At 50.6% G+C, this 22,673-nt stretch carries 19 protein-coding genes; 12 read left to right on the top strand and 7 right to left on the bottom strand.

What is annotated here, in order from left to right:
• Positions 1-122: 122 nt before the first annotated feature.
• On the bottom strand, positions 123-770 hold the full coding sequence (locus KNP68_RS08185) for an acetyltransferase (protein WP_214799336.1): 648 nt from the start codon (positions 768-770) through the stop codon (positions 123-125).
• 283 nt (positions 771-1,053) lie between these two features.
• On the opposite strand from KNP68_RS08185, the gene KNP68_RS08180 reads away from it, so the two are divergent.
• The 10 genes from KNP68_RS08180 (at position 1,054) to KNP68_RS08135 (ending at position 16,208) form a co-directional block, all read left to right on the top strand.
• Positions 1,054-1,899 (top strand): aldolase/citrate lyase family protein, encoded by an 846-nt coding sequence (locus KNP68_RS08180; protein WP_214799334.1) that lies wholly within the window; start codon positions 1,054-1,056, stop codon positions 1,897-1,899.
• Positions 1,896-2,801 carry an NAD(P)-dependent oxidoreductase gene (locus tag KNP68_RS08175; protein WP_214799332.1) on the top strand — a complete coding sequence of 302 codons (906 nt, stop codon included), beginning with the start codon at positions 1,896-1,898 and terminating at the stop codon, positions 2,799-2,801. The genes KNP68_RS08180 and KNP68_RS08175 overlap by 4 nt, the downstream gene beginning before the upstream one ends.
• A 171-nt stretch (positions 2,802-2,972) precedes the next feature.
• Positions 2,973-4,028: a glycosyltransferase family 2 protein gene (locus KNP68_RS08170; protein ID WP_214799330.1), complete on the top strand. Its 1,056-nt coding sequence runs from the start codon at positions 2,973-2,975 to the stop codon at positions 4,026-4,028.
• A 12-nt stretch (positions 4,029-4,040) separates the two neighbouring features.
• On the top strand, positions 4,041-5,195 hold the full coding sequence (locus tag KNP68_RS08165; protein ID WP_214799328.1) for a glycosyltransferase family 4 protein: 1,155 nt from the start codon (positions 4,041-4,043) through the stop codon (positions 5,193-5,195).
• Between the two features lie 17 nt (positions 5,196-5,212).
• Entirely contained in the window at positions 5,213-6,403 is a 1,191-nt protein-coding gene (locus tag KNP68_RS08160; RefSeq protein ID WP_214799326.1) for a hypothetical protein, read from the top strand.
• 130 nt (positions 6,404-6,533) lie between these two features.
• Positions 6,534-7,295 carry a YveK family protein gene (locus KNP68_RS08155; protein WP_051627686.1) on the top strand — a complete coding sequence of 254 codons (762 nt, stop codon included), beginning with the start codon at positions 6,534-6,536 and terminating at the stop codon, positions 7,293-7,295.
• Positions 7,264-7,965, top strand: coding sequence for a CpsD/CapB family tyrosine-protein kinase (locus tag KNP68_RS08150; RefSeq protein WP_214799324.1), 702 nt, complete (start codon positions 7,264-7,266; stop codon positions 7,963-7,965). Before KNP68_RS08155 ends, KNP68_RS08150 begins: the two co-directional genes overlap by 32 nt.
• 12 nt (positions 7,966-7,977) lie before the next feature.
• Positions 7,978-9,531 (top strand): lipopolysaccharide biosynthesis protein, encoded by a 1,554-nt coding sequence (locus KNP68_RS08145; RefSeq protein WP_214799322.1) that lies wholly within the window; start codon positions 7,978-7,980, stop codon positions 9,529-9,531.
• Entirely contained in the window at positions 9,531-10,142 is a 612-nt protein-coding gene (locus tag KNP68_RS08140) for a sugar transferase (protein ID WP_214799319.1), read from the top strand. Before KNP68_RS08145 ends, KNP68_RS08140 begins: the two co-directional genes overlap by 1 nt.
• Before the next feature lie 210 nt (positions 10,143-10,352).
• Positions 10,353-16,208: an Ig-like domain-containing protein gene (locus KNP68_RS08135; protein WP_214799317.1), complete on the top strand. Its 5,856-nt coding sequence runs from the start codon at positions 10,353-10,355 to the stop codon at positions 16,206-16,208.
• A 28-nt stretch (positions 16,209-16,236) separates the two neighbouring features.
• Here the strand turns inward: KNP68_RS08135 and KNP68_RS08130 are convergent, their stop codons facing one another.
• Positions 16,237-16,893 (bottom strand): excalibur calcium-binding domain-containing protein, encoded by a 657-nt coding sequence (locus tag KNP68_RS08130; protein WP_214799314.1) that lies wholly within the window; start codon positions 16,891-16,893, stop codon positions 16,237-16,239.
• A 224-nt stretch (positions 16,894-17,117) separates the two neighbouring features.
• Here KNP68_RS08130 and KNP68_RS08125 point away from each other — a divergent pair, with 224 nt between their 5' ends.
• Positions 17,118-17,762 (top strand): thioredoxin domain-containing protein, encoded by a 645-nt coding sequence (locus tag KNP68_RS08125; RefSeq protein ID WP_214760118.1) that lies wholly within the window; start codon positions 17,118-17,120, stop codon positions 17,760-17,762.
• A gap of 34 nt (positions 17,763-17,796) precedes the next feature.
• Here the strand turns inward: KNP68_RS08125 and KNP68_RS08120 are convergent, their stop codons facing one another.
• The 4 genes from KNP68_RS08120 to KNP68_RS08105 form a co-directional block, all read right to left on the bottom strand.
• Complete coding sequence (locus KNP68_RS08120) at positions 17,797-18,651, bottom strand: polysaccharide deacetylase family protein (protein ID WP_214799312.1); 855 nt, start codon at positions 18,649-18,651, stop codon at positions 17,797-17,799.
• On the bottom strand, positions 18,651-19,130 hold the full coding sequence (locus KNP68_RS08115; protein ID WP_029594854.1) for a PgaD family protein: 480 nt from the start codon (positions 19,128-19,130) through the stop codon (positions 18,651-18,653). The genes KNP68_RS08120 and KNP68_RS08115 overlap by 1 nt, the downstream gene beginning before the upstream one ends.
• The gene (pgaC, locus tag KNP68_RS08110) at positions 19,088-20,347 is read right to left on the bottom strand and encodes a poly-beta-1,6-N-acetyl-D-glucosamine synthase (protein ID WP_029594855.1); all 1,260 of its coding nucleotides are present in this window, start codon (positions 20,345-20,347) and stop codon (positions 19,088-19,090) included. The genes KNP68_RS08115 and pgaC overlap by 43 nt, the downstream gene beginning before the upstream one ends.
• Positions 20,348-20,468: 121 nt before the next feature.
• Positions 20,469-20,714, bottom strand: coding sequence for a hypothetical protein (locus KNP68_RS08105; RefSeq protein WP_214799310.1), 246 nt, complete (start codon positions 20,712-20,714; stop codon positions 20,469-20,471).
• 126 nt (positions 20,715-20,840) lie between these two features.
• Here KNP68_RS08105 and KNP68_RS08100 point away from each other — a divergent pair, with 126 nt between their 5' ends.
• Positions 20,841-22,082, top strand: coding sequence for a UDP-glucose dehydrogenase family protein (locus KNP68_RS08100; RefSeq protein WP_214799308.1), 1,242 nt, complete (start codon positions 20,841-20,843; stop codon positions 22,080-22,082).
• A gap of 34 nt (positions 22,083-22,116) precedes the next feature.
• On the opposite strand, the gene KNP68_RS08095 is transcribed toward KNP68_RS08100, so the two are convergent.
• The gene (locus KNP68_RS08095; protein WP_214799306.1) at positions 22,117-22,590 is read right to left on the bottom strand and encodes a DinB family protein; all 474 of its coding nucleotides are present in this window, start codon (positions 22,588-22,590) and stop codon (positions 22,117-22,119) included.
• Between the last annotated feature and the right edge of the window lie 83 nt (positions 22,591-22,673).

Genomic DNA, 22,673 nt, shown 5'->3' with positions numbered 1-22,673 from the left:
ACGCAAAAACACCTCCGATGCTAGCACTTTTTTAAAGTGTACCACTGCGAAGGTGTTTTTATATTGTCTCAAAAATTTAGGTTAGCCCAGTCACCCAGCGCGGGGAGACCTCGTTTTTGTGTTCACAAGTATCGTTCGTTCATGACCCGCCCTCGGATTGGTTTGGCCGGTGATCCATAAGCGACCACGTGGTTCGGGATGTCTTTCACGACCGTGGCGCCGGCACCGATGACCGTGTCGTACCCGATATGGACGTTGTGGATGACCGTCGCGCTCATACCGACGAACGTGCGGGCACCGACACGGACGTTGCCGCCGAGATGCGCGCCCGGGGCGATTGAAGCGAACGGTTCGAGGATACAGTCGTGATCGACCGACGCCATCGTGTTGACGATACTGTGCGGGCCGATGACGGCGTTCGGATTGATGACACTCCCTGCCATGACGGCCGTGCCTTCACCAAGGATGACGTTCTTGCCGATGACGGCGCTCGGATGAATGGCGTTGACGAATTCAAAGTCTGGTGTCCGTCCGCGGATGGCGCGCTCGAGTGACTCGCGCTGGACGTTGTCACCGATACCGATGATGCCTTTTTTGGCGACGACGTTGGAATGGACGAGACCGAGCACGGGGTACCCGGCGACGAATTTACCGATTAAGGCTGGGTTGTCGTCATAAATTCCTGCGATCCGGTAGAGTCCCATCAACTCAAGAATATCGATGATGACTTGTGCGTGACCGCCTGCACCAAAAATCACAATCCATTCCATGATTGGTCACCCCTTTTTTGCCGAAAACTGTCGAAAATATTGTTCTGTACGTTAGTTATTTCCGATTCCCTATATTTGAAACAAAACAAAAAAGAAGTTGCGAGCATGATTTGATATCAAAGCATATTCGAAGACGGAACGTGTGACTTCCTATATAGGTATTTGTTCAAAAATCTGTAAACCTTCCATTTACAATCCAAAAGCATTATCCGCATTTCCGTTTTGTTGTTTTTCGGACGGGCTATTTTCCTAAGGTATTCTACTGACGGAAGGAGTGCTCGCCATGCCTTTGAAACTGATGTATATCACGAACCAGCCGGAGATCGCGCTGCTCGCTGAACAGAACGGAGTCGATTGGGTGTTCGTCGACTTAGAGTTGAACGGGAAAGTGGAACGGCAAGGTCATCTCGATACGGTCATCTCGCGCCATGCAGTCCGCGACGTGAGCCGGTTGCGCGCGGTCTTGAAGCATGCGGAGCTGCTCGTCCGCGTCAATCCGATTTTCCAAGGCTCGCGCTATGAGATCAATGAAGTCATCCATCGCGGGGCCGATGTCGTCATGTTGCCGTACTATAAGTCGGTCGACGAAGTCGCGGCGTTCATCGAGCTCGTCGACAAGCGGGCGGGCGTCTGTCTGTTGTGCGAGACGAAAGAAGCTGTCGCTTGTATGCCGGACGTGCTCAAACTAACGGGCATCGACTACGTCCATATCGGATTGAACGACCTGCATCTCAGTTACGGGCAGAGCTTTCTGTTCGAACCGCTCGCCGACGGGACGGTCGAGGCGGTGACACGTCAACTCCAGATAGCGGGCATCCCGTATGGGTTCGGCGGCATCGCCCGTATCGGGGAAGGGAGGCTCCCGGCCGAGAAAGTGCTCGGGGAGCATGTCCGACTCGGCTCGTCGCTCGCCATCTTGTCGCGCAGCTTCTGTAATATCGGGGTGACCGGAAAATTTGACGCCAAACAGGCACAAATGTTCCAAGAAGGGGTATGGAAAATTAGGGTGTACGAGCAACAGCTCGAACACGCGACACCGGAGTGGTTGGAATTGAACCGGTTGAGCCTCGTCTCGACCGTCGATGCCATCGCGACGGAAATCCAGAACCGGAAAGGGATTTTGTCATGAATTTGCTGTCGACAGGAGTGCGGTTGACTCCTGAACAACGCGCCACACTCGAACGACTCGGCTATACGGTGACGACGCTCCGGGAAGAAGCGGACGTGACGGACATCGATGTCTCACAGGTCGAGGGACTGATTTGTAACAACTTGTTTCAATATCGCCAATGTGAGGATTTCAAACGGCTACGGTTCGTCCAGGCCATCAGTGCTGGACTCGATCGTCTGCCGCTCGAAGAACTCGAGAAACGAGACGTCCGCATCTATAATGCTGGCGATACGTATGCCGTACCGATGGCCGAATGGGTCGTCTGGCAATTGCTCGACTTCATGAAGCACGGGGCGGCGTTTCGGGAGAAGCAGGCGAATCGGCATTGGGAGAAGGAACGGCGGTTGCGCGAACTGACTGGGAAGACCGTTGCCTTGCTTGGCCTTGGTCACGTCGGAGAGGCGATCGCGAAGCGGCTCCGGGCGTTCGATATGACCATCATCGGCGTCGGACATCGTGAGAAGCAGGTCCCGTTCGTCGACCGTTACGTGTTGATGGATGAGTTGCACGACGTCTTGGCGGAGAGTGACGTCATCGTCATCGCCTTGCCGCTCACCGACGAGACGTATCATGTCATCGATGCGGAGGCGATTGCGTCCATGAAAGAAGACGCTGTCTTATTGAACGTCGCACGTGGCGCCATCATCGACGAGACGGCGCTCATCGCGGCACTCGAGGAAGGCAAGTTCTTCGGCGTCGCCTTGGACGTCTTCGAGACCGAGCCGCTCCCGTCGGACCATGCGCTCTATAACTTCGAATGGGTGACGCTCACCCCGCACAATTCATACGTATCGGATCGGGTGAACGAGCGGCTGTTCGAGAACATCGTCCGCAATTTACGGCACGAACAACTTCAGTGACATGCGAAGCTGACCAAACGGTCGGCTTTTTTCGTTTTTTATAATTCACGAAAAGATTATCCACGACTCATTCCGTTTGTGAGTTACCGGGAAGGGCTTACGGGAACAACGAGGATAGACTCACAGCAATCACTCACATCATGAAACGACAACCTAGAAGGAGTGACCTACATGCCAAGCCTTACCCCGCTCGTCAGCCTCGTCGTCCCGGTCTACAATGCGAGCGCCTACGTCCGTCAGTGCCTCGATAGTTTGACACAACAGACGTACCCGCACGTCGAGATCATCTGCATCAACGACGGCAGCACCGACGACAGCCTCCACATCCTGATGGAATATATCCATGACCCGCGTGTCCAAGTGCTCGACCAGACGAATCGGGGCTGTGCCTTCAGCCGCACCCGAGGACTCGGCATGGCGACGGGGGAGTACATCATGTTCATCGATAGCGATGACTGGCTCGACCTTGACGCGATCCGCATCCTCGTCGAACACGCCGAACGGGAGCGTGCCGACGCGGTCATGGGCACGTACGTCCGGGAGTACAAGGGCCGGTCGTTACCGAAGAAGATCTTTGACGCGGATTTTTTGTCGTTCGACGCGGCCGAGACGAAACGCCACGTCCATCGCCGCCTGTTCGGACTGGTCGGCGAAGAGTTGGCCCACCCGGAAAACGTCGACGCACTCAACTCGAACTGTTTCACCCTCTATCACCGCGACCTCGTCAAACATCTGACGTTCGGGGCCGGTCCATACGGCACGTTCAACGACCTGTATTTCCAAATCGAGGCGCTCGAGAATTGCCATCGTTTCGTCTATATCGATTACCCGGTCTACCATTACCGGAAGACGGACGCCGGTTCGATGTCGAGCGCGTATAAGCGAGACCTCGTGTCGTCACGGATGCAGTTCTTCCATATCTTGATGCGCTACATCGAGAAGCACCATCTCGGCGAGGAATACATGCGCGCCCTCTACAATCGCATCGCCCTCAGCATGATCGGCATCGGCTTGAACGAGCTGGCGGCACCGAAATCGCTCTTCGCCCAAGCCGAGTCATTGAAGCAAGTACTCCGGCAAGACGAATACAAGCAAGCCTATTCGCAGATGGAGCTACAGCATTTCGACGTGAAATGGCGGACGTTCTTCCAGCTCTGTAAACATGAACGGACCGTCCCGCTCGTCTTGATGTTGCATGGGGTCGATTATCTTCGGAAACGTGTGTGAGGAGGAGAAATGATGAAACGAGTGCTCATGGTCGCCTCGGTCGTCTCGATGATCGAGAGCTTCAACCGCGACAATATCCGCATGCTCCAAGAGATGGGGTATCAAGTCGACGTCGCCACGAACTTCGAATGGGGCAGCATGTATTCGCCTGAGAAAATCGCCCGCATCAAGCAAGACCTAGAGGCGAACGGGGTCGCGTTGTACCAAATCGATTTCGAACGCGACATCAAGAAGATGAATGGCCACGTCCGCGCCTATCAACAGTTGAAGGCCGTCATGACGGCGAACCGCTATCACTTCATCCACTGCCACTCGCCGATCGGCGGGGTCGTCGGCCGGCTCGTCGCGCGCCAGACGCACACACCGTGCATGTATACGGCGCATGGCTTCCATTTCTTTAAAGGCAGCCCGTCGCTCAACTGGATGCTGTACTATCCGGTCGAGCGGACGCTCGCACGGCTGACCGACACGATCGTCACCATCAACGAAGAGGACTTCACACGGGCGCAGACGTTCAAGACGTCGCACACGTTCCGCATCCCCGGCATCGGCGTCGACACGAAACGGATCGAGGCGGTCACGATCGACCGGCCATTGAAACGTCGTGGCCTCGGCATCGACAGCGATACCGACTTCGTCTTATTGTCGGTCGGCGAGTTGAACGAGAACAAGAACCACGAGACGATTATCCGTGCCATCGCCTCGTTGCATGAACCGACGCTCCGTTATTTGATCGCCGGGACGGGTGACAACAACGACCACCTCGAACGGCTCATCCGGGAGCTCGGGCTCGAGCGGCAAGTGACCTTGCTCGGTTTCCGGGACGACGTCATCGAAGTGATGAAGGCGTCGGACTGCTTCGTCTTCCCATCGAAACGGGAAGGGCTCGGCATGGCCGCGCTCGAGGCGATGGCCGCCGGGCTACCGCTCATCACGTCGAACGTGCATGGCATCAACGACTATTCGATTGACGGGGTGACCGGCTACAAATGTTCGCCGGAAGACGTGGCCGGATTCGCGCGGGCCATCCGCACGATGCAACTCGATTTCGATTTGTCCCACCAGATGGGGCTCCATAACAGTGAGTCGGTCAAGGCGTTCGACGTCGACCGCTCGAAGACGGAGATGCGACGCATCTACGAGAGTTTTGATCGACCGATTGCCTGAAGAGAGGAGGTAGACGCATGAAACTCGATACCGAGGTCGGCGTCGTCAAATATCTGGTGCTGTTCTATTATCTGCTCGCGACGACCGTCTTTTACGCGCTCGCGATTTACGCGACCGGGAACGGCGTGTCGTACCATTTGTTCGGGGAAGGGGATGACGGCGTCTTCTACTGGGAACAGGCGATGAACGTATTTTACGACTTGTCGTGGATCCGGACGTCGATCTATCCATGGGTCATCGGCAAGCTGATGCAGTTGATCGGCACCGAGAGCGTGTTTGCCATCCGATTGTTCAACTTCGTCGGGATGGCGCTCCTCATCCATTTCGCCTTGAAACTTGTCTCCATCCAGCTCGCGACGACGGAGCTCGGGGAGAAAGAGGAACGCATCCGCCACTACGCCTATCTGTACGCGCTGTTTTGCTTCATCGCCTATATCAGCCTGTTCATCAACATCACGACATCGATTTACCGTGACGTCTGGATTTACATGCTCTATATCGCCGCGACGTATCTCGCCATCCGCTGGTTGTTCGAGAAGAACTGGACGTACTTCCTGCTCTTGATTCCGACCGTCTGGTTGCTCGGCGAGTTCCGGACGTATGCGCTCCTGTCGTTCATCATGGCGACCGTCCTATGGCTGACGCTGCAAGCGGTGCGCAAAGTCGCCGGACCGTTCGTCATCCTGACGCTCGCGCTCGTCATCTTCGGCGTCATCTATACGTTCTTCATGGATGTCCAAGTCCCGATCGTCGACAAGACGCTCCGCTCAGCGTTGCAGTATCGCTCCGACGGCATCGGCTTCCTCGCCGGTGGCAGTCAGATGGGCATCCGGCTCGACGCATCGAACTACTTCGGCTTCCTGTTCAATTACGTGCACAGTTATCTCGGCAACCTCGTCGGCCCGCTGCCGTGGGACGTCCGTGGCCTCACCATCTTGCTCGTCTTCTTCATCGAGGCGTTGCCGATGACGCTCATCCTGTTGTTCCTCTGGTCACGTCGCGCCTACGTCACGAAAGTGCAACAGTTCATCTTGATGCAGGCGTTCGTCTGGAACGGCTTGATCGCCATCACGAACGATAATATCGGGACCGCCTTGCGGCTCCGTGCCATCGCCTATCTGTTGATCTTGCTCGTCTTTGTCGTCGCCTATAGCCGGCATCGGGCCGAGCATGTGAAACAGACCGTCCCGCCCGTCGTCACGACGTAGATAAATCTTTCAAAAAAATGATAGGCATCTCCTTCCTGTTTGCATTTGACGGGAAGCGGGACGGGGAAATGGTCATTATCCAACAACGCATACAACTTTGAGTCGCACCAATGAAGGAGGTTAGGTTGCCGTGAAAGACATCAACGCATCGATTCGCGATATTTGGTTCATCCTGAAAACGAAGAAGTGGGTCATCCTCTTCACCATGGTCCTAGTCGGGGGCATCGCCTACTCGCTCAGCCGCTACGTCATCCCACCGACGTACGAGGCGTCGACCCAAATTCTCGTCGTACCAAAACAGACCGGGACGGAGACGCTCGACAGTACGCAGATTCAATCGTCCCAAGGACTCGTCAACACGTATCGGATCATCATGAAGAGTCCGATCATCTTGAACGAGGTGCGCGAGAATATCGCCAGCGCCCCGGAGAAACTCGAGGACCAAATCGTCATCGAGAGCGAGGAGAACTCGCAAGTCATCACCATCCGGGCGACGGCCGATTCGGCAGCCCTCGCGTCATCGATCGCCAATGAGCTCGGACGCGTCTTCTCGAACGAGGTACCAAAATTAATGAATATCGATAATACGCAAATCTTGTCGCCGGCGTTCATCCCGGCCGAACCGGTCGAACCGAACATTCCTCGCAACACGGCGCTCGGTGTCCTGGTCGGCTTCATCTTGAGCAGCGGTATCGTCCTCATGCGTTATTTGTTCAATAAACAGATTCGCTCCGAGGCCGAGGCCGAAGCCATCCTCGGTATCCCGGTCATCGCGTCGATCCCGTTGTTTGATCGTCAAATCGCGAAACCTGAGAAACGGAAGCCGCAGGAACCAAAAGTCGTAAAGGAGGGTGAACCGTATGTTCCGAAAACGCAACGAAAACTATCATAACCGGATGACGAAAAACTTGATCACGATTTACGAACCGAAGTCACCGATCTCGGAGCAATACCGGACGCTCCGGACGAATCTCGAGTTCACATCGCTCGGCTCGAAGTTGCAGACGCTCCTCATCACCTCGACGTCGATGGGGGAAGGCAAGTCGACGACCGCGAGCAACTTGGCCGTCGTCTACTCGCAACTCGGCAAGCGCGTCCTGCTCGTCGACTGTGACATGCGACGCCCGACGATCCATCAGATCTTCCATATCGACTCACGGATCGGGCTCTCGAACGTGCTCGCCAAACGCTCGACGGCCGAGGCGGCTATCCAGCCGACCCAGCTCGACAACTTATACGTCATGGTCGCGGGCGTCGTCCCGCCGAACCCGTCGGAGTTACTGGCGGCCCCGGCGTTCCGGGAGATGCTCGATCATGTGAAGGACGACTTTGATATCATCCTGCTCGACGCACCGCCAATCATGCAGGTGGCAGACAGCCGGATTATTGCCCAGGAAGTCGACGGGGCGATTCTCGTCCTCAGCTGTGAATCGGCCGACCGGGATGAGGTCGTCAAAGCACGCGACCAGCTGCTCATGACGAGGGCGAAGATTCTCGGCATCGTCTTGAACCGCCGCGAATCGCGTCAAGGCAAGGACGCCTACTACTATACGTATCAATGAGGAGGCTCTACCATGGCGACCAAATATGCCATCGAACCGGAACAGGCGAGTTCGAATCAAATCAAATACGGCGCCTTGGTCTCGTACGGATCGATCGGGTTCAATATCATCTCGGGGCTCCTCTACACGCCGTGGATGATCAGCAAAATCGGGCAAGGGGACTATGGGTTATACGTCCTGTCGTTCTCGATTATCGCCATCTTCGCGTTCAACCTCGGGCTCGAGGTCGTCGTCGCCCGTTTCCTCAGCAACTATCGGACGCACGGTGACCGTGCTGGAGAGATTCGCTTTCTCGGCATCGCCTATAAACTGTTCTTCTTCTTGACGCTCTTATTGACGGTCGTCCTCGTTGTCCTCTACTTCCTGCTCGACGTCATTTACGGCAATTTGAGCGCGAGTGACATGGAGAAGTTGAAAGTCATGTATCCGATTGTCGGTTTCTACATCTTGATCACGCTGCTCGCCAAACCGATCGACGCTGTCTTTATCGTCAACGAGCGTTTCATCCAGCTGAACACGTTGCTCTTCCTCGAGAAAATCCTAATCGTCAGCTTCACGATCGGGGCGCTCGTTATGGGTTATGGGGTTTATGCCCTCGTCGTCGTCAACGCGGCGATGATTTTGCTGATCAACTTGTGTAAGTTGCTGTACGTCTGGAAAGGAACGGACACGGAAATCGACTTCACCGCGTCGGGAAAAGGGATGTATCGTGAGATTTTCGTCTTCGCCTCATGGCAGACGACCGTGTCGGCGACGCAAAATTTCTTGATGCACATCATGCCGACCGTGCTCGTCATCTTCGCGAGTGGTGTCGCCGTCGCTATCTTCTCGATCGGGATGGTCATTGAAGGATACGTCCTGTTGATCGCCACGGCTGTCAACTCGCTGTTCTTGCCAAAAGTGACCCGGCTCAACCACTCGGGCGGTTTGAAAGATATCGAGAACTTGATGATTCGGGTCGGTCGCATCCAACTGTACGTCATCGGGCTCATCACGATGGTGTTCATCGCGATGGGCGCGGAGTTCATCCACTTCTGGGTCGGGGACGACTTCAAAGAATCATATGTCGTCGCGGCCTTGTTGATCGCGATGGGGATCATTACGCTACCGCAAGAGATTGCCAACATCCATCTCGTCGCGACCAACCAAGTTCGATACCGGGCGTACGGAATGGTGTTGTCGGCGGTGATCGCCTTGATCGTCTCGACGTTCCTAAGTGGTCCGTACGGAGCGACGGGGGCGGCGCTGTCGGTCATGATCGGCTACTTGAGCGGCAACACGCTGTTCATGAACATCATTTACGCGAGAGTGTTGAAGCTCGACGTGTTCCGGTTTTTTCGGGAGTGTCATCTGAAGCTCGCCCCAGGGCTGTTGTTCGTCCTCGGACTCGGTTTCATCGTCCAGTATTGGTTTCCGGCTGACACGTTGCTCGGCTTCGTCTTCAAAGGAATGGGACTCCTGCTCGCCTACGCGATCTTCATGTGGGTGTTCACGGTTGATGCGTTCGAGAAAGGCTTGGTCCGGTCGATGATTCCAAGCAAGCGATTCGGGAAGGGGGAAGTGTGATGGGAGTGTATGAGACGTACGTCAAACGACCACAAGACGTGGTGCTCGCGTCGGCCGCGCTCGTCGTATTGAGTCCCGTCCTCGTGACGGTCGCGGGGCTCATCAAGTGGAAGCTCGGGGGACCGGTACTGTTCAAACAGAAACGGCCCGGCAAGGACGGCATCATTTTCGAGATGATGAAGTTTCGGACGATGACCGATGAGCGGGATGAGCACGGCGAACTGTTACCGGACGAGGTGCGTTTGACCCCGTTCGGGCAGACGCTACGATCGCTCAGTCTCGATGAACTGCCGAGCTTACTGAATATCGTCAAAGGCGACATCGCCATCGTCGGACCGCGCCCGTTGCTCGTCGAGTACTTGCCACGCTATAACGACGAGCAGCGCCGACGGCATGATGTCCGTCCTGGATTGACGGGACTCGCGCAAGTGAATGGACGCAACCGGCTATCGTGGCCCGACCGTTTCGCCCTCGATGTGACATACGTCGACAACGTCACATTCTTCAATGACTGGAAGATCATTCTGCAGACGGTCGGGAAGGTCGTGAAGAAGGACGGGATCTCGTCGGATACGGCGGCGACCATGGAGGCGTTTATGGGGAATGAGTGATTAATCTATCGAATATAACTACTAAAAGATAGTCCAATCTTCGTAGATTAGAAGTCCGATTTACTCTATGAAGAAGAACACTAACTTTTGGTAGTTTTTTATTTACCAGAATTAATAAAACAAACAAAAACCGGTGGAAGACCATGGTATCTTTATCACTGGAAAACAAAAAAATATAAAAAATAACAGGATAAGGGAATGTGGAATTTTATGAAAAAAAGTTTATTAAATTTTTTGCACCAATTCATTATTGTCTGCTTAGTAGTTTCATCTATAAACGTTTTACCGATTTTAGCGGTTAACGCACAGTCGTCACTTGATATTAATACCATTGAAAGCTCAAAATCTCATAGTGGCGGAAAATCATATGATGTTTACGGAGACTATATTGTATCAGTAGATTCTAGACATGGAATAACTACTTCGAATGAAGAAATTTATTTATACAACATGGTGACTGGGGAAGAAAGACGATTAACGAATAATCCCCACATGCAAGCTAATCCTGCAATTTATGAGAATAACGTGGTATGGATAGATGCGAGAGAAGGTAGATCAAATATTCATCTGTATAACATTGCGACAGGAACAGAGACGGTTCTCCCGAATGAACGCAACGTAGATCGATGGGGTGTCGATATAACTGAACAGTATATTGTATGGGTTGAATACGTGGGAGGTACTCAATATATTTGTTCCTATGACATGTGGAATGAAAACGAGAACTGTTTTAGTCTTAGCACCACTTGGAGTATTCAAGGACCATCTGTTTCCGGAGATATTGTCGTGTGGGCCGATATTCGAAACGGAGATTATGATATCTTTTCATACAATTTGAAAACGTTTGAAGAGATTCCAATTACGACAAATAGACATCCTCAATATGAGCCAGTTATCACTGGAGATAAAGTTGTTTGGTATGATTATCGAGATGCTAACTATGATATTTATATGTATGACTTCTCAGAAGATAAAGAAAGTCAAATCACGAATGACATAGGTTTAGAATATAATCCAGCAGTTTCTGAGCAATATATTTCTTGGTATAGTACAGACGGAAACATTTATGTGAAAAATCTACTTACCGGTGAAGTCATTTTTCAACATCTGCAAACTTTTACATACGGAACACCCGTAACGCCTACAATATTTGAAAACAAATTAGTATGGACAGATAATTTTAAAATCAATTATGTCGTTCTTCCTGAATTAAATGTTGAAGTTGCAAAACCCGTTATTAAACATGATGTCTATGATGACACCAAACAGCTGTCCGGGAAAGCTGATCCTTATAACCAAGTGGTTGTAAAGACAGGGAGTCAAACTCTTGCAAGTGGAATGTCGGATGGAATGGGAAGATTCACTCTCTCAATTTCTCCACAAACTGGTGGAACAGAATTAACACTTCATACAGAGAATAAGTTTGGAAAGCGTAGTGAGAATTTAATTGTTCCCGTACTTGATGTAACTGCACCTATTATCACAGGTGTTGAAAAGGACATTTATAATGAACCTGTCTATATCAATTTCAACGAAGGAACTGCCAGTTTGAATGGCGTTATTAAATCTAATCCATTTAGCGTCACTGAATTTGGAAAGTACGAGTTAATTGTAACTGATCGATTTGGAAATACTTCTAAAAAAGTATTTGAAATTGATTATGAAGCGCCTTTGGTCGAAGGAGTCGAGCACGATAACGCATACAAGTCAGCGAAGATTAGTTTTACAGAAGGAACCGCTACGTTGAATGGAAAAGCTATTAACAGTCCTTATGAAGTGATTGATGAAGGTGAATATACCATTCAAGTCGTTGATAAAGCAGGGAATGCTACAAGGAAGCGTTTTACAATTGATAGAACTTCTCCGGTTATAGAAGATCTAGTTAATTTTAAGCATTACCAAGCCAAATCGATTTGGTTTAATGAAGGAGCAGCGTATTTAAACGGAACCCGTATCCAGTTGGGATATGAGGTGACTGTAGAAGGAGAACATACGTTAAAGGTTATCGATGACGCGGGGAATGAAACGGAACGAAACTTTGTCATTGATCGTTCTTCTCCTATCATTACGGGAATTGAAAATAATCAATCGTATCAGTCAGTTACTCTAGTGTTTAATGAAGGCGAAGCCGTCCTTAATGGAGACAAGGTAAGCTTTGGACAAAAGGTAACTGCACCTGGAAATTATTATTTAGTAATCACCGATAAAGCAAACAATAAATCGACTCGAGAATTTTCAATAAAATCATTTGAACCTGATGTAAAAGGAATGAAAGATGGAGGTGTATACAATCAGGACTTACAAATAGAATTTGAAGGTGTCATCGCAAAATTAAACGGAATGCTATATCCGTCAGGTACGAAAATTGATAAAGATGGAACATATCATTTCGAAGTAAGCAATGAAACTGGAGATTCTAAACACTACTATTTCACTATTGATAAAATCTCACCGCATATTATTGGAGTTGAATCGAACAGAGTATATAAAGAATCGGTTACTCCACTCTTTAACGAAGGAACTGCTACTTTAAATGGGAATCAGTATCTTTCAGGAACGCCTATAGTAGAAGATGGTCATTATACGCTTATTTTAAAGGATAAAGCTGAGAATCAAACTGAGGTTTCATTTGAAATTGATTCAACACCAGTGTATGTAAATGGGGTTGAAAATCAAAAAACATATAACGAAGAAGTGAAAATTCAATTCATGGAAGGTGTAGGCCGATTAAATGGTTTTGCTTATGAATCGGGAACAATAATTGAAAAAGATGGAGACTACGATTTTGAGGTTTCAGACGACGCTGGTAACATTACATCTTACAGATTTAAAATCGATCGCAACCCACCCATCGTATTTGGAGCAGAAAATTTAAAGAAATACTCTATGCCAATCAAATTGTATTTCACTGAAGGTACCGGTGTATTGAATGGACGACCTTATTATTCGGGTTCAGAGATTCAAAGTCACGGAGACTATATTCTCATTGTGAAAGATGAGGCTGGTAATGAGACGAAACTGCAATTTGCAATCGATTTAGTGCCGCCGCTTATTGAGGGGGTTGAAAAACCATTTTCCAACAAATCGGTTACTCCTATTTTTTATGGAGAAGGGTTATTGAATGGGATTTCATTTGTAAGCGGTACTTCTATCCGAAAAGAAGGGAAATATACACTGGTTGTAAAGGATGAGGCAGGTAATAAGGCGATAGAGAACTTTGAAATCGATACGACCGTTCCTGAAATTAAAGGAGTGGAGGATAAAGTTTATGGTAGTTCTGTTTTACCTGAATTTGATGAAGAGAGAGCTTATTTAAATGAACAATTGTTTATCTCTGGTACACGTATTGATAAAGATGGGACGTATTCACTCAAAGTCATTGACTTAGCAGGAAACGAAAAAACGGTCAATTTCGTATTAGATTTAACCTCTCCTGAGATTACTGGAGTTACTTCAGGTCACTATAAAAAGAGCGTGAAGCCGGAGTTCAGCGAAGGAGTAGCTCAACTTAACGGTAAATCATTTACTTCAGGTACTACGATTTCAGCAGAGGGTCATTATACTTTAGAAGTAACAGACGCTGTAGGAAATAAAACAAGTGTTCAGTTTTGGATTGACTATTCTCCAGTAGAAATCCTTGGAGTAGAGAATAACAAAATCTATAACCATATCGTTACACCGAATTTCAATGAAGGGGTGGCCATTTTAAATGGTCAGCGTTATCTTTCAGGAACTCCTATAGAAAAAGACGGATCATATTACTTGTCGATTAATGATGGTAACGATAATGAAGCAGTTGTTTATTTTGTAGTCGATACTAAATCGCCAATAATTTACAATGTAAGTCAGAAACAATACAATCGACCAGTTATTCCGTTCTTTACCGAAGGAACCGCTACTTTAAATGGTCAACGGTTTTCATCAGGTACAGAAATTACTGAAGACGGTCAATATGAATTGACACTCATGGATGATGCTGGGAATATTTCGAAAGTAACATTCAGTTTAGATCAGACGCCACCTGTAATTCAAGGAATCGACAAAGAGTTGACAAATCAAGTTGTGATACCGCTGTTCGATGGAGCTGCAACGTTGAATGGACAGGCGTTTAACTCAGGGACTCTGATTTCAGTTGACGGTTCATATCTAATCAAAGTAATTGATGGGCACGGTAATCAATCTAGCAAGAGTTTTGTGATTGATCGGACTAAACCGATAATCAAAGGTTTAGATAAGTCGGTATACAAAGACGATGTCGAGCCAAGTTTTAATGAGGGAACTGCTACTTTAAACGGAAAGCCATATGTTTCAGGTGCTACAGTGTCGAAAGAAGGAACTTATGAATTAATTGTGACTGATGGAGCAGGGAATGTCAGCACAACGAAATTCAATATTGATCGAACTCCTCCATCAATCTCTGGGGTGACTTCAAAATCATATTCTGAGTACGTTCGACCAACTTTTTCTGAGGGAACTGCGACTTTAAACGGCCATGCATTTGTATCGGGTACAGAAATTAAGAAAGATAGTTCTTATACACTAGTCGTCACAGATAAAGCAGGAAACCAAACTCAAATTGATTTTAATATCGATACAGAAGCTCCAGTGATCGAAGGTGTGTCTAATCAATCATACCGACATTCTGTTACACCTGTTTTTTCTGAAGGGGATGCATTCTTAAATGGATTACCGTTCAAACAAGGTCTTACAATTTCTGCTGAAGGATTTTATGAACTGATTGTTAAAGATGGTGCAGGAAATGAATCAAAAGTTGTGTTCACCATCGATACCACATCACCAAAAATTCAGGATGTAGAGAACAAAACATACTTTTCTAAAATTGTTCCTAAATTTAACGAGGGAAATGCTACTCTCAATGGAAAACCTTTTAAATCTGGGACAGAAGTATCGGAAGAAGGGCAGTATGAATTGAAGGTTACGGATGCTGCAGGGAACACGAGTACAGTCAATTTTAAATTAGATATGACGCCTGTTGATATTATTGGAGTCGTTAATGAAGGTATATACAATAGAGCCGTCGCACCTACATTTAATAAAGGAACAGCGCGCCTGAATGGAAAAGTATTCTTGTCGGGTCAACAAATTAACAAGGATGGGAGCTACGTGTTAGAGGTTACAGATACGTCTGGGCGTAGCAGCGTTGTCGCATTTAAAATCGACCAGACAGCTCCTGTCGTTCATAATTTAGCTTCAAAAGCCTATAGCCATAAAGTGCAACCCTTCTTTACTGAAGTTAAAGCCACACTAAATGGGATTGCTTTTAAGTCAGGAGCCTTTATTGAAATCGAAGGCAACCATGAATTGATTGTAGAAGACGATGCAGGGAATAAAACAGCTGTTCGTTTTGCAATTGATTTTAGTGCTCCGATTGTTACGGGTGTAAAAAATAACACAGTAACAAATAAATCGGTAACGCTAGACTGGAATGAAGGGATTGCTAAGTTGAATGGAAATATGCTTTCAAAACCCGCACAAATAACTGAATCAGGTTCATATCGTTTGGAAGTTGAAGATAGTGTGGGGAATCAAACGACAATATCATTTGTCATTGATAAAAAGGCACCTTCAAAGCCAACGCTTAACACATTGACTAATAAATCAACGGTAGTTAGTGGTAAGGCAGAGGCGAATTCATCAGTACAAATTAATTATGCAGGGAAGTTATACGTTACAAAAGCAAATGAATTAGGAGTGTATGAATACAAACTTCAAACATCACTGCCAGGCTCAACAGTTGCCGTTCAAGCAAAGGATGCAGCTGGAAATGTATCAAGCTCAGTATCGCTAAAAGTACTTAATACCTTTTCGACGTTCACCGTCAACTCGGTGAAGTCGACGGCGACGACGATGACCGGAAAAGGAAACAAAGGAGCGACCGTCCAGGCATACGTCGGGACGAAGCTCATCGGCAAGACCGCGAAAGTCGATTCGAAAGGCAACTATAAGCTGACGGTGTCACGCCAGAAACCAGGCGTCGTCGTTACCGTGAAGATGACACAGAGCGGGTATCAAGAAATGAAGAAGACGACACGCGTCGTTAAATGAAGCGAGCGGGCCATGCGGTCCGCTCTTTTTACTGTTCGGACGGGCCGCACGCAACGCCATCCGCGTCCTCATCTAAGACGAACGAGTAGGCGTCGTGCGCGATGTCGACCCCGTCCGGATAATATATATTCATCTCTTCGCACGAACTGTAAAACTCAATAAAGGACTCTTCCGGCGGTTCTTCTCCATATGGATTGGTGTTACTCTGCAAGACTTCTAAATCGTTGCGCAGTACTTCGTTTTCGGATTCGGCGGCACGCAACTTATCCTCGAGTGCATAAATCTCGCTGCGCTGGCTTTTGATCGTCTCTTCTAAATCAATCGTCTTCTCAATCAACGTCGCGTTCAAGGAGTCCTCTTTATACGCATACCGTGCTTCAAGGTCTTCACGCACCTCGCGCTCAATCTTGATTTGTTGCCAAGCCAATTGTTTTTCATAATCCTCTGCCAATCTCGATAATTCTTCTTCGTGGGATGCCTCAATCGCCTTCAAATCACTTGCCGTCTCATTCAATGCCCGCTCCGATTGATGGAAGTAGACGCTCGTACCAATCAAGACGAGATAGAGGAGCGTGGCGAAGACTTTAAGTTTGGTGCGATTGACCGGACGTTCGGCGAGCCAGATGAAGACGAGGCTGAGCGTGCTGAGCAGACAGACACCGGTGATAAAATATGTAATGGACATGCGTAGACTCCTCTCTGGTATTTTCCTCTTTATTCCACTTTACCACTTACAAATCCTGTATAATATTATACCCTGGCTCATTATTTAGAACGGTGCATTTTTATTGATGGACAAGAGGTGTGACTTATTATTCAGGAACTTGTTCAATAGAACGTCACTCGAGTCCACTCCCAAAACATGGTATAACTAAACATGTGAATGTTTGAACAAATAGGAGGTTATACATGAAACGATTTCTGTTCTTATTCGTCGGACTCATCGTCATCCTCACGGCCTGCAGTCCAAGCGAGGCCGTCGACTCGGCGAAGTTCCATACATATACGACGTACGAGCTCCCGCTCGAAGACAAGGTCGCGCTCGGGGAAGGAGAGCACGAAATCGTGTTCGTCTTCGACTACAGCTGCCCGTGGTGCAAGAAGTGGATGGAGGAAGTGCTGCCGGAGATTGAAGAGCGCTGGCTCGACACGGGCGAGGCGACGTTCAAAGGACAGCCACTCGTCCTGTTGAACGAACAGTCGCAACTGCTCGCGAACGTGGACTATAACGTCGAACGCCTGATTCCGGACCGCTATTACGAAGTGCAGCGCGCCATCGGACTCGACTCCGGGTCGGACGGTTTCGGGACGGAAGCATACGCCCGAGAACTCGCCTCCGAGTTCGACCTCGACGCGGACGAACTGCTCGAAAATCACGTCGACGTCGGCATTCAAAACTCACGCCTGTTCACGCGTGACTTCGGCGTCGCCTACGTGCCGACCGTGTACGTCGACGGCATCCGACTCGCCGACGCGTTCAGTCTAGATGAGATGGCGCAGGTCATGGACGGGACGATTGAAGCCGGGGACCAGGTCGAGTTGCCGGAGGAATGAAAATGACCCCTCGTCAATCGGACGAGGGGTCAAGTCAGTATTGCTCGAAATACGGTTTCACGAACAACTCGAACAGTTCAGCGTCGAGCAGATAACGGTTCGTGAAGAACGGGGCGTTGTCGGGGGTGATCGGGTTCGGGCTCAAGATGAACGCCTGCTCGAACCCGAGCTCCTGCACCGTCGCCGTGACGGCGTCGTTCGTGTTGCCGAACGGATAGGCAATCGTCATGACGCGTGTGCCAAGGTGCTTCTCGATGGCGGCGACACTCGTCTCTAAATCTTGTCGGAGCTCGTCTTGCATGTCCTCCGGTAAGAACACGGCACCTCCGTCTTTCACGTAGTGCATGTCATGCGTATGCGTCCCGAAGTCGGCGAGTCCGCTCGCCTGCATGTCCTCCAACTCGGTCCACGGGGCGAGGTCCAAGTTTTGGAACGCCTCGCCGACGTGACCGGTGATGATGAACAGCGTGAACGGGATTTGCTTGTCTTTCAAGATCGGGAACGCGTTCTCATAGACGGTATGATCGACGTCATCGAACGAGATCCACACACATTTGTCCGGAATCGGCTCACCGGCGCGATAGCCGAGCAAGTCGTCCTGCGTCGCGAAGTGGACGCCTTCCTCTTGAAGCCACGTCATCTGCTGCTCGAACTCGTCGGCGTAGACGTTGTAGCGGACAAGTTCGGACGAGCCGGTCACGTTCTCGACGAGCTTGTTCCACGTGTTCGGCTGTTTGACGCGGTGATAGTTGAGTCCGAGACAGACGTTCTCGGTCGGGAGGAGCGCCGCATCGGGCACGTCCTCATGTGTCGTCGAGGACACGTCGTATACTTTCCAAGCGATGCCGCCAATAATCAATAGAACGACCAGCCATTTCATGTAGCGCATCATTTCAACTCTTTCACTGGATTTTCTGTGAACACGATGACCTTGTCACGCTGAAGCCGCTCGATATCTTCCGGCTCCATCAAGTCGAGTTTGAGCCAATCGTCGAGCGTCGTGTCCGTCGGCATCTGCCGGCGGTTGAGCGGGCCGTACTTGCGCTTGTTGTACGTCCGCCAAAGGAAGAGCGACAGGGCGGCGATGAACGACGAGACAATCCCGAAGAAGAGCAGCTCGCGGATGTCAGCGTTCGTCACGTTCAAGGCGGTCTTGAGGATGGCGATATAGCGGTCGTTCACGTCGACGACGGCGCTCAAAAAGAACCATGTGACGATGAACGTGTATAGCCAGAACACGACCGTGAGCAACAGCTCGATCCCTTTGCGGAACACGTTCTGTTTCGTCTTGACGAGAATCTCTTGCTCGTAATCATATAATTCACTTACAGGCTGCTTCTCCGTGCCCCCCGGTCTGGTGAACTCCATGTCGCGTAGCCTCCTTTCACACGGGCTCTAATCGCTTTCGGCGTCGCCGCGATGACGACGAACGTGTTGAGCATCCAGTAGATGACCGGATACCAAGCGGCCCAGACGTAATATTTGAACACTTTATCGTAACGGGCGTCGTTCCAGAGCGAGATGATGAGCTGGACGTGGCTGACGAGGACGAGCGCGAACGAGTTGTATGTGAACCAAATCAACATGTCCTGCCACGTGTCGGCCGTCGCGAACAGATACACCGTGACGATGAGCCAGGCATACGCCCATAGGACGCTGACGACCTGTTCGATATAGACGGGCCAAATCCGGCGCTGGCGCCAGTCTTTGAAGATGTCGAAGTGACGTAAGACGACTTCCTGTCCGCCTTGCGACCAGCGCACGCGCTGTTTCCAAATGCCAGAGATCGACTCGGGGACGAGCATCCAGCAGAGGGCGCGCGGCTCATAACGGATGTCCCAGAAGTTCTTCTGGAGTTTCCACGAGACAGCGATGTCCTCGGTGATCATGTCGCGGTCCCAGAGACCGACCGACAGTAACGCTTTCTTGCGGAACATGACGATGACGCCGGAGACGGTCATGATTTTACCCATGACGCGCTGCGTCCGTTTGATGGAGCCGATAATCGACGAATATTCGACGAGCTGCATCCGGCTGAGAAGCGTGTCTCGGTTACGGATACGCGGGTTGCCGGTGACGGCTCCGACGCGCTCGCCGCGAGTCAAGAAGTGACGGACGAGGTAATACGGGGCCTCCTCGCTCAGGAACGCGTCCGAGTCGACGCAAAGTAAGTACTCCGAACGGGCGGCATGGGCGGCCATATGTAGCGCGTTCGCCTTGCCTCGGTTTTCATGACAATCGATGACACGCAAGCGTTCGTACTCGTCGGCGAGTCCGACGAGAATGTCGCCGGTCTTGTCACGGCTGCCATCGTTGACGGCGATAATCTCAAAATTCGGATAGGTGAGACGGTCCAAGTATTCGATCGTCTCGGCAATCGTCTCTTCTTCGTTATAACAAGGAATCAAGATACTGATGAGCGGCCATTCCCGCTCGTTCAAATCGAGTTCTTCCTCTTTCTCCCGCGTCAAGCTGAATAAGAGAGCGCCCGAGATCCAAAACAGCGCCATGAAGAACGGATACCAGAACACGAATTGGGCCAGTGGTTCGATCCAAGGTGCGATGTCGAGCCCGTAAAAATTCATAAAGTAGTCTCCCCTTATTTTCAAAAAAACCATGTACTGAACGTATGATAGCATCAAAAAATTGTTTTCCCATATTTAGCGAAAAAATTGTACAGAAATTCAAAAAGACATTCGACGTGTGTCAAATGTCTGTGTGCTTGTTCAAGTTCGTCCGTCTGTCTTTGCGCCATTTCCAAACGAACAAACCGATCAGCGCGAGGACAGGGGCCGCAACCCAAGGGCGGGCTTCGATGATGGAGACGAGTTCGAAAATCGAGAGCCATCCGCTGATCATGATGAGAATCAGCAGGAAAGTCTTGAGTCCACCTCGAATAGGAAACCAATAGAACACGAAGAGCGTAATCAAAAAGAAAGCGAGCAATCCCATGCGGTTATTCCTTTCTAGCCTCATTTTGACTCATTATAGCAGAGAATATTCAGAGAGTGTTAGAGCCTTCCCTTGCACGCCGCTTTTCGGTACTGTTAATAGAAGACTATTGAAGGAGGAACTATCGTGAAATTTGGAATCATCGGCCTTGGCTATGTCGGGCTGGCCACCCTGTGTGGACTAGCAAAAGCGGGGCATGAGGTCATCGGTGTCGAGAAAGACCAACCGAGACTGCTCCGTCTCATGAACGGGGACGTCCCGTTCCACGAACCGGGCATGGCAGACGTGTTACGCGATCATCACGGTTCAATCACATTCACGGACTCGATGGCCGATACAGAAACGGTCGACTACCTCGTCCTCGCCGTCGGGACGCCGAGCAAGCAAGACGGCAGCTGTGACTTGACGTTCGTCGACGCGGCCTTGTCCGAGGTCGAGTCGAAACATAAAATCATCATCCGCAGCACGGTGCCGCCGGGGACGACCGACATGCTGTCGGTCATGTACCCGGCCCATAAGTTCGCCGTCGTGCCGGAATTTCTTCAAGAGGGGCGCGCCCTCGCCGACGTGTTGAAACCGCACCGCGTCGTCATCGGCAGTGACAACCTCGAGATGTGTGAGGAACTTGCCGGTATCTACGGACGCCTCGGGGTGCCGATCGTCTGTACATCACCGATTGACGCCGAGTTCATCAAATACGCCTCGAACGCGTTCCTCGCCACAAAAATCAGTTTCATCAACGACTTGGCGCGTCTCGCCGACAAGGCGGGAGCGGACATCACGACGATTGCCGACGGGATGGGACTCGACCCGCGCATCGGACGTTCGTTCTTGAACGCCGGACTCGGTTACGGGGGCTCGTGCTTCCCGAAAGACATGCACGCGCTCTTGAACGTGGCGAACGAGAACGAGGTCGACTTACCGGTCATCCGAGCGGCCATGCACGCGAACGACGCCCAGATGGAGTACGTCGCCTCGAAAGTCGAACCGAAGAGCGATCTCAAAGTCGCCTTGCTTGGCCTCGCCTTCAAACCGGGGACGGACGACATGCGCGATGCGCCTTCAATGACGCTCGCTCAACTGTTGGAGATACGTGGAGTCGAAGTCATCGGTTACGACCCGCTCGCCAAGTGGGACTTCCCCCAAGCGGAGACGGTCGAAGCTGCGCTCGAGGGAGCGGACATCGCCATCCTCGTCACGGAATGGGACGAGCTCGTCGCGTTGAAACCGGAAGCGTTCGATGGGATGCGGACGAAGCGCTTGATCGATGCGCGCAACGCTTGGAAGTATGCACGCGACCCGGGTACCGTCCAGTACGAAGGGGTCGGTCGGATGCAAAACAAGGAGAATACACCGTCATCGATGTGACGAAAGGCGAGACCCCACGGGGCCTCGCCTTTTTTCACGCCTTCATCTGTTCTTTCGTCGGTCCCATGACGCCCGGGACCGTGAGTCCCGCCTGACGGAGGAGCACCGTCATCTGGCCGCGGTGGTGCGTCTGATGGTCGATCATCATGCGCAAGACGGCGCCACGCGGCTGTTTCGCACCGTGGACGTCTACTTCTTCGAGTAGGTATTCGTCCGAGAACTGTTCGGCCGCCTGGCTGATCTCGTCGGCATAGCGCGCATACTGGTCGGCGATGGCTGACGCGTCAGCCGGTTGCGTCAAACTCTTCAGCGCCGACAAGCGGAAGCCGAGCAAGTTCGTGAAATAGCCGAGCGCGGTCGTCACGTGCCAGCCGATCCAGCCAATCGAGTTGTGGCCCGGGACGATTTCTTGTCCGAGCGCCTCGTCGGTGACGGCGCGGAGCACGTCGAGCGTGCCAGTCGATGATTTGATCCAATCTTGTAGAAAATCTGCTTTCGTGCGATACATCGAATTCCTCCTTGAGCGTTCTGATTCGAGTATAAGACATCCGTGTCCCGAGGGCACGTCTCATGATTTTGAAACGTTTGTCC

The sequence above is a fragment of the Exiguobacterium sp. s50 genome (genome assembly GCF_018618175.1).
Classification (GTDB): Bacteria; Bacillota; Bacilli; order Exiguobacteriales; family Exiguobacteriaceae; genus Exiguobacterium; species Exiguobacterium chiriqhucha.
Note: the sequence above shows the minus strand (reverse complement) of the source record. Positions and strands in the feature narration are given on the sequence as shown.

What these genes read in the sequence shown, in the direction of transcription:
- KNP68_RS08185 (WP_214799336.1), bottom strand. Translation starts at nt 770, where the DNA reads ATGGAATGGATTGTGATTTTTGGTGCAGGCGGTCACGCACAAGTCATC.
- KNP68_RS08105 (WP_214799310.1), bottom strand. Translation starts at nt 20,714, where the DNA reads ATGGGATTGCTCGCTTTCTTTTTGATTACGCTCTTCGTGTTCTATTGG.
- KNP68_RS08175 (WP_214799332.1), top strand. Translation starts at nt 1,896, where the DNA reads ATGAATTTGCTGTCGACAGGAGTGCGGTTGACTCCTGAACAACGCGCC.
- KNP68_RS08140 (WP_214799319.1), top strand. Translation starts at nt 9,531, where the DNA reads ATGGGAGTGTATGAGACGTACGTCAAACGACCACAAGACGTGGTGCTC.
- KNP68_RS08160 (WP_214799326.1), top strand. Translation starts at nt 5,213, where the DNA reads ATGAAACTCGATACCGAGGTCGGCGTCGTCAAATATCTGGTGCTGTTC.
- KNP68_RS08120 (WP_214799312.1), bottom strand. Translation starts at nt 18,651, where the DNA reads ATGCGCTACATGAAATGGCTGGTCGTTCTATTGATTATTGGCGGCATC.
- KNP68_RS08165 (WP_214799328.1), top strand. Translation starts at nt 4,041, where the DNA reads ATGAAACGAGTGCTCATGGTCGCCTCGGTCGTCTCGATGATCGAGAGC.
- KNP68_RS08170 (WP_214799330.1), top strand. Translation starts at nt 2,973, where the DNA reads ATGCCAAGCCTTACCCCGCTCGTCAGCCTCGTCGTCCCGGTCTACAAT.
- KNP68_RS08095 (WP_214799306.1), bottom strand. Translation starts at nt 22,590, where the DNA reads ATGTATCGCACGAAAGCAGATTTTCTACAAGATTGGATCAAATCATCG.
- KNP68_RS08130 (WP_214799314.1), bottom strand. Translation starts at nt 16,893, where the DNA reads ATGTCCATTACATATTTTATCACCGGTGTCTGTCTGCTCAGCACGCTC.
- KNP68_RS08135 (WP_214799317.1), top strand. Translation starts at nt 10,353, where the DNA reads ATGAAAAAAAGTTTATTAAATTTTTTGCACCAATTCATTATTGTCTGC.
- pgaC (WP_029594855.1), bottom strand. Translation starts at nt 20,347, where the DNA reads ATGAATTTTTACGGGCTCGACATCGCACCTTGGATCGAACCACTGGCC.
- KNP68_RS08150 (WP_214799324.1), top strand. Translation starts at nt 7,264, where the DNA reads ATGTTCCGAAAACGCAACGAAAACTATCATAACCGGATGACGAAAAAC.
- KNP68_RS08145 (WP_214799322.1), top strand. Translation starts at nt 7,978, where the DNA reads ATGGCGACCAAATATGCCATCGAACCGGAACAGGCGAGTTCGAATCAA.
- KNP68_RS08180 (WP_214799334.1), top strand. Translation starts at nt 1,054, where the DNA reads ATGCCTTTGAAACTGATGTATATCACGAACCAGCCGGAGATCGCGCTG.
- KNP68_RS08115 (WP_029594854.1), bottom strand. Translation starts at nt 19,130, where the DNA reads ATGGAGTTCACCAGACCGGGGGGCACGGAGAAGCAGCCTGTAAGTGAA.
- KNP68_RS08125 (WP_214760118.1), top strand. Translation starts at nt 17,118, where the DNA reads ATGAAACGATTTCTGTTCTTATTCGTCGGACTCATCGTCATCCTCACG.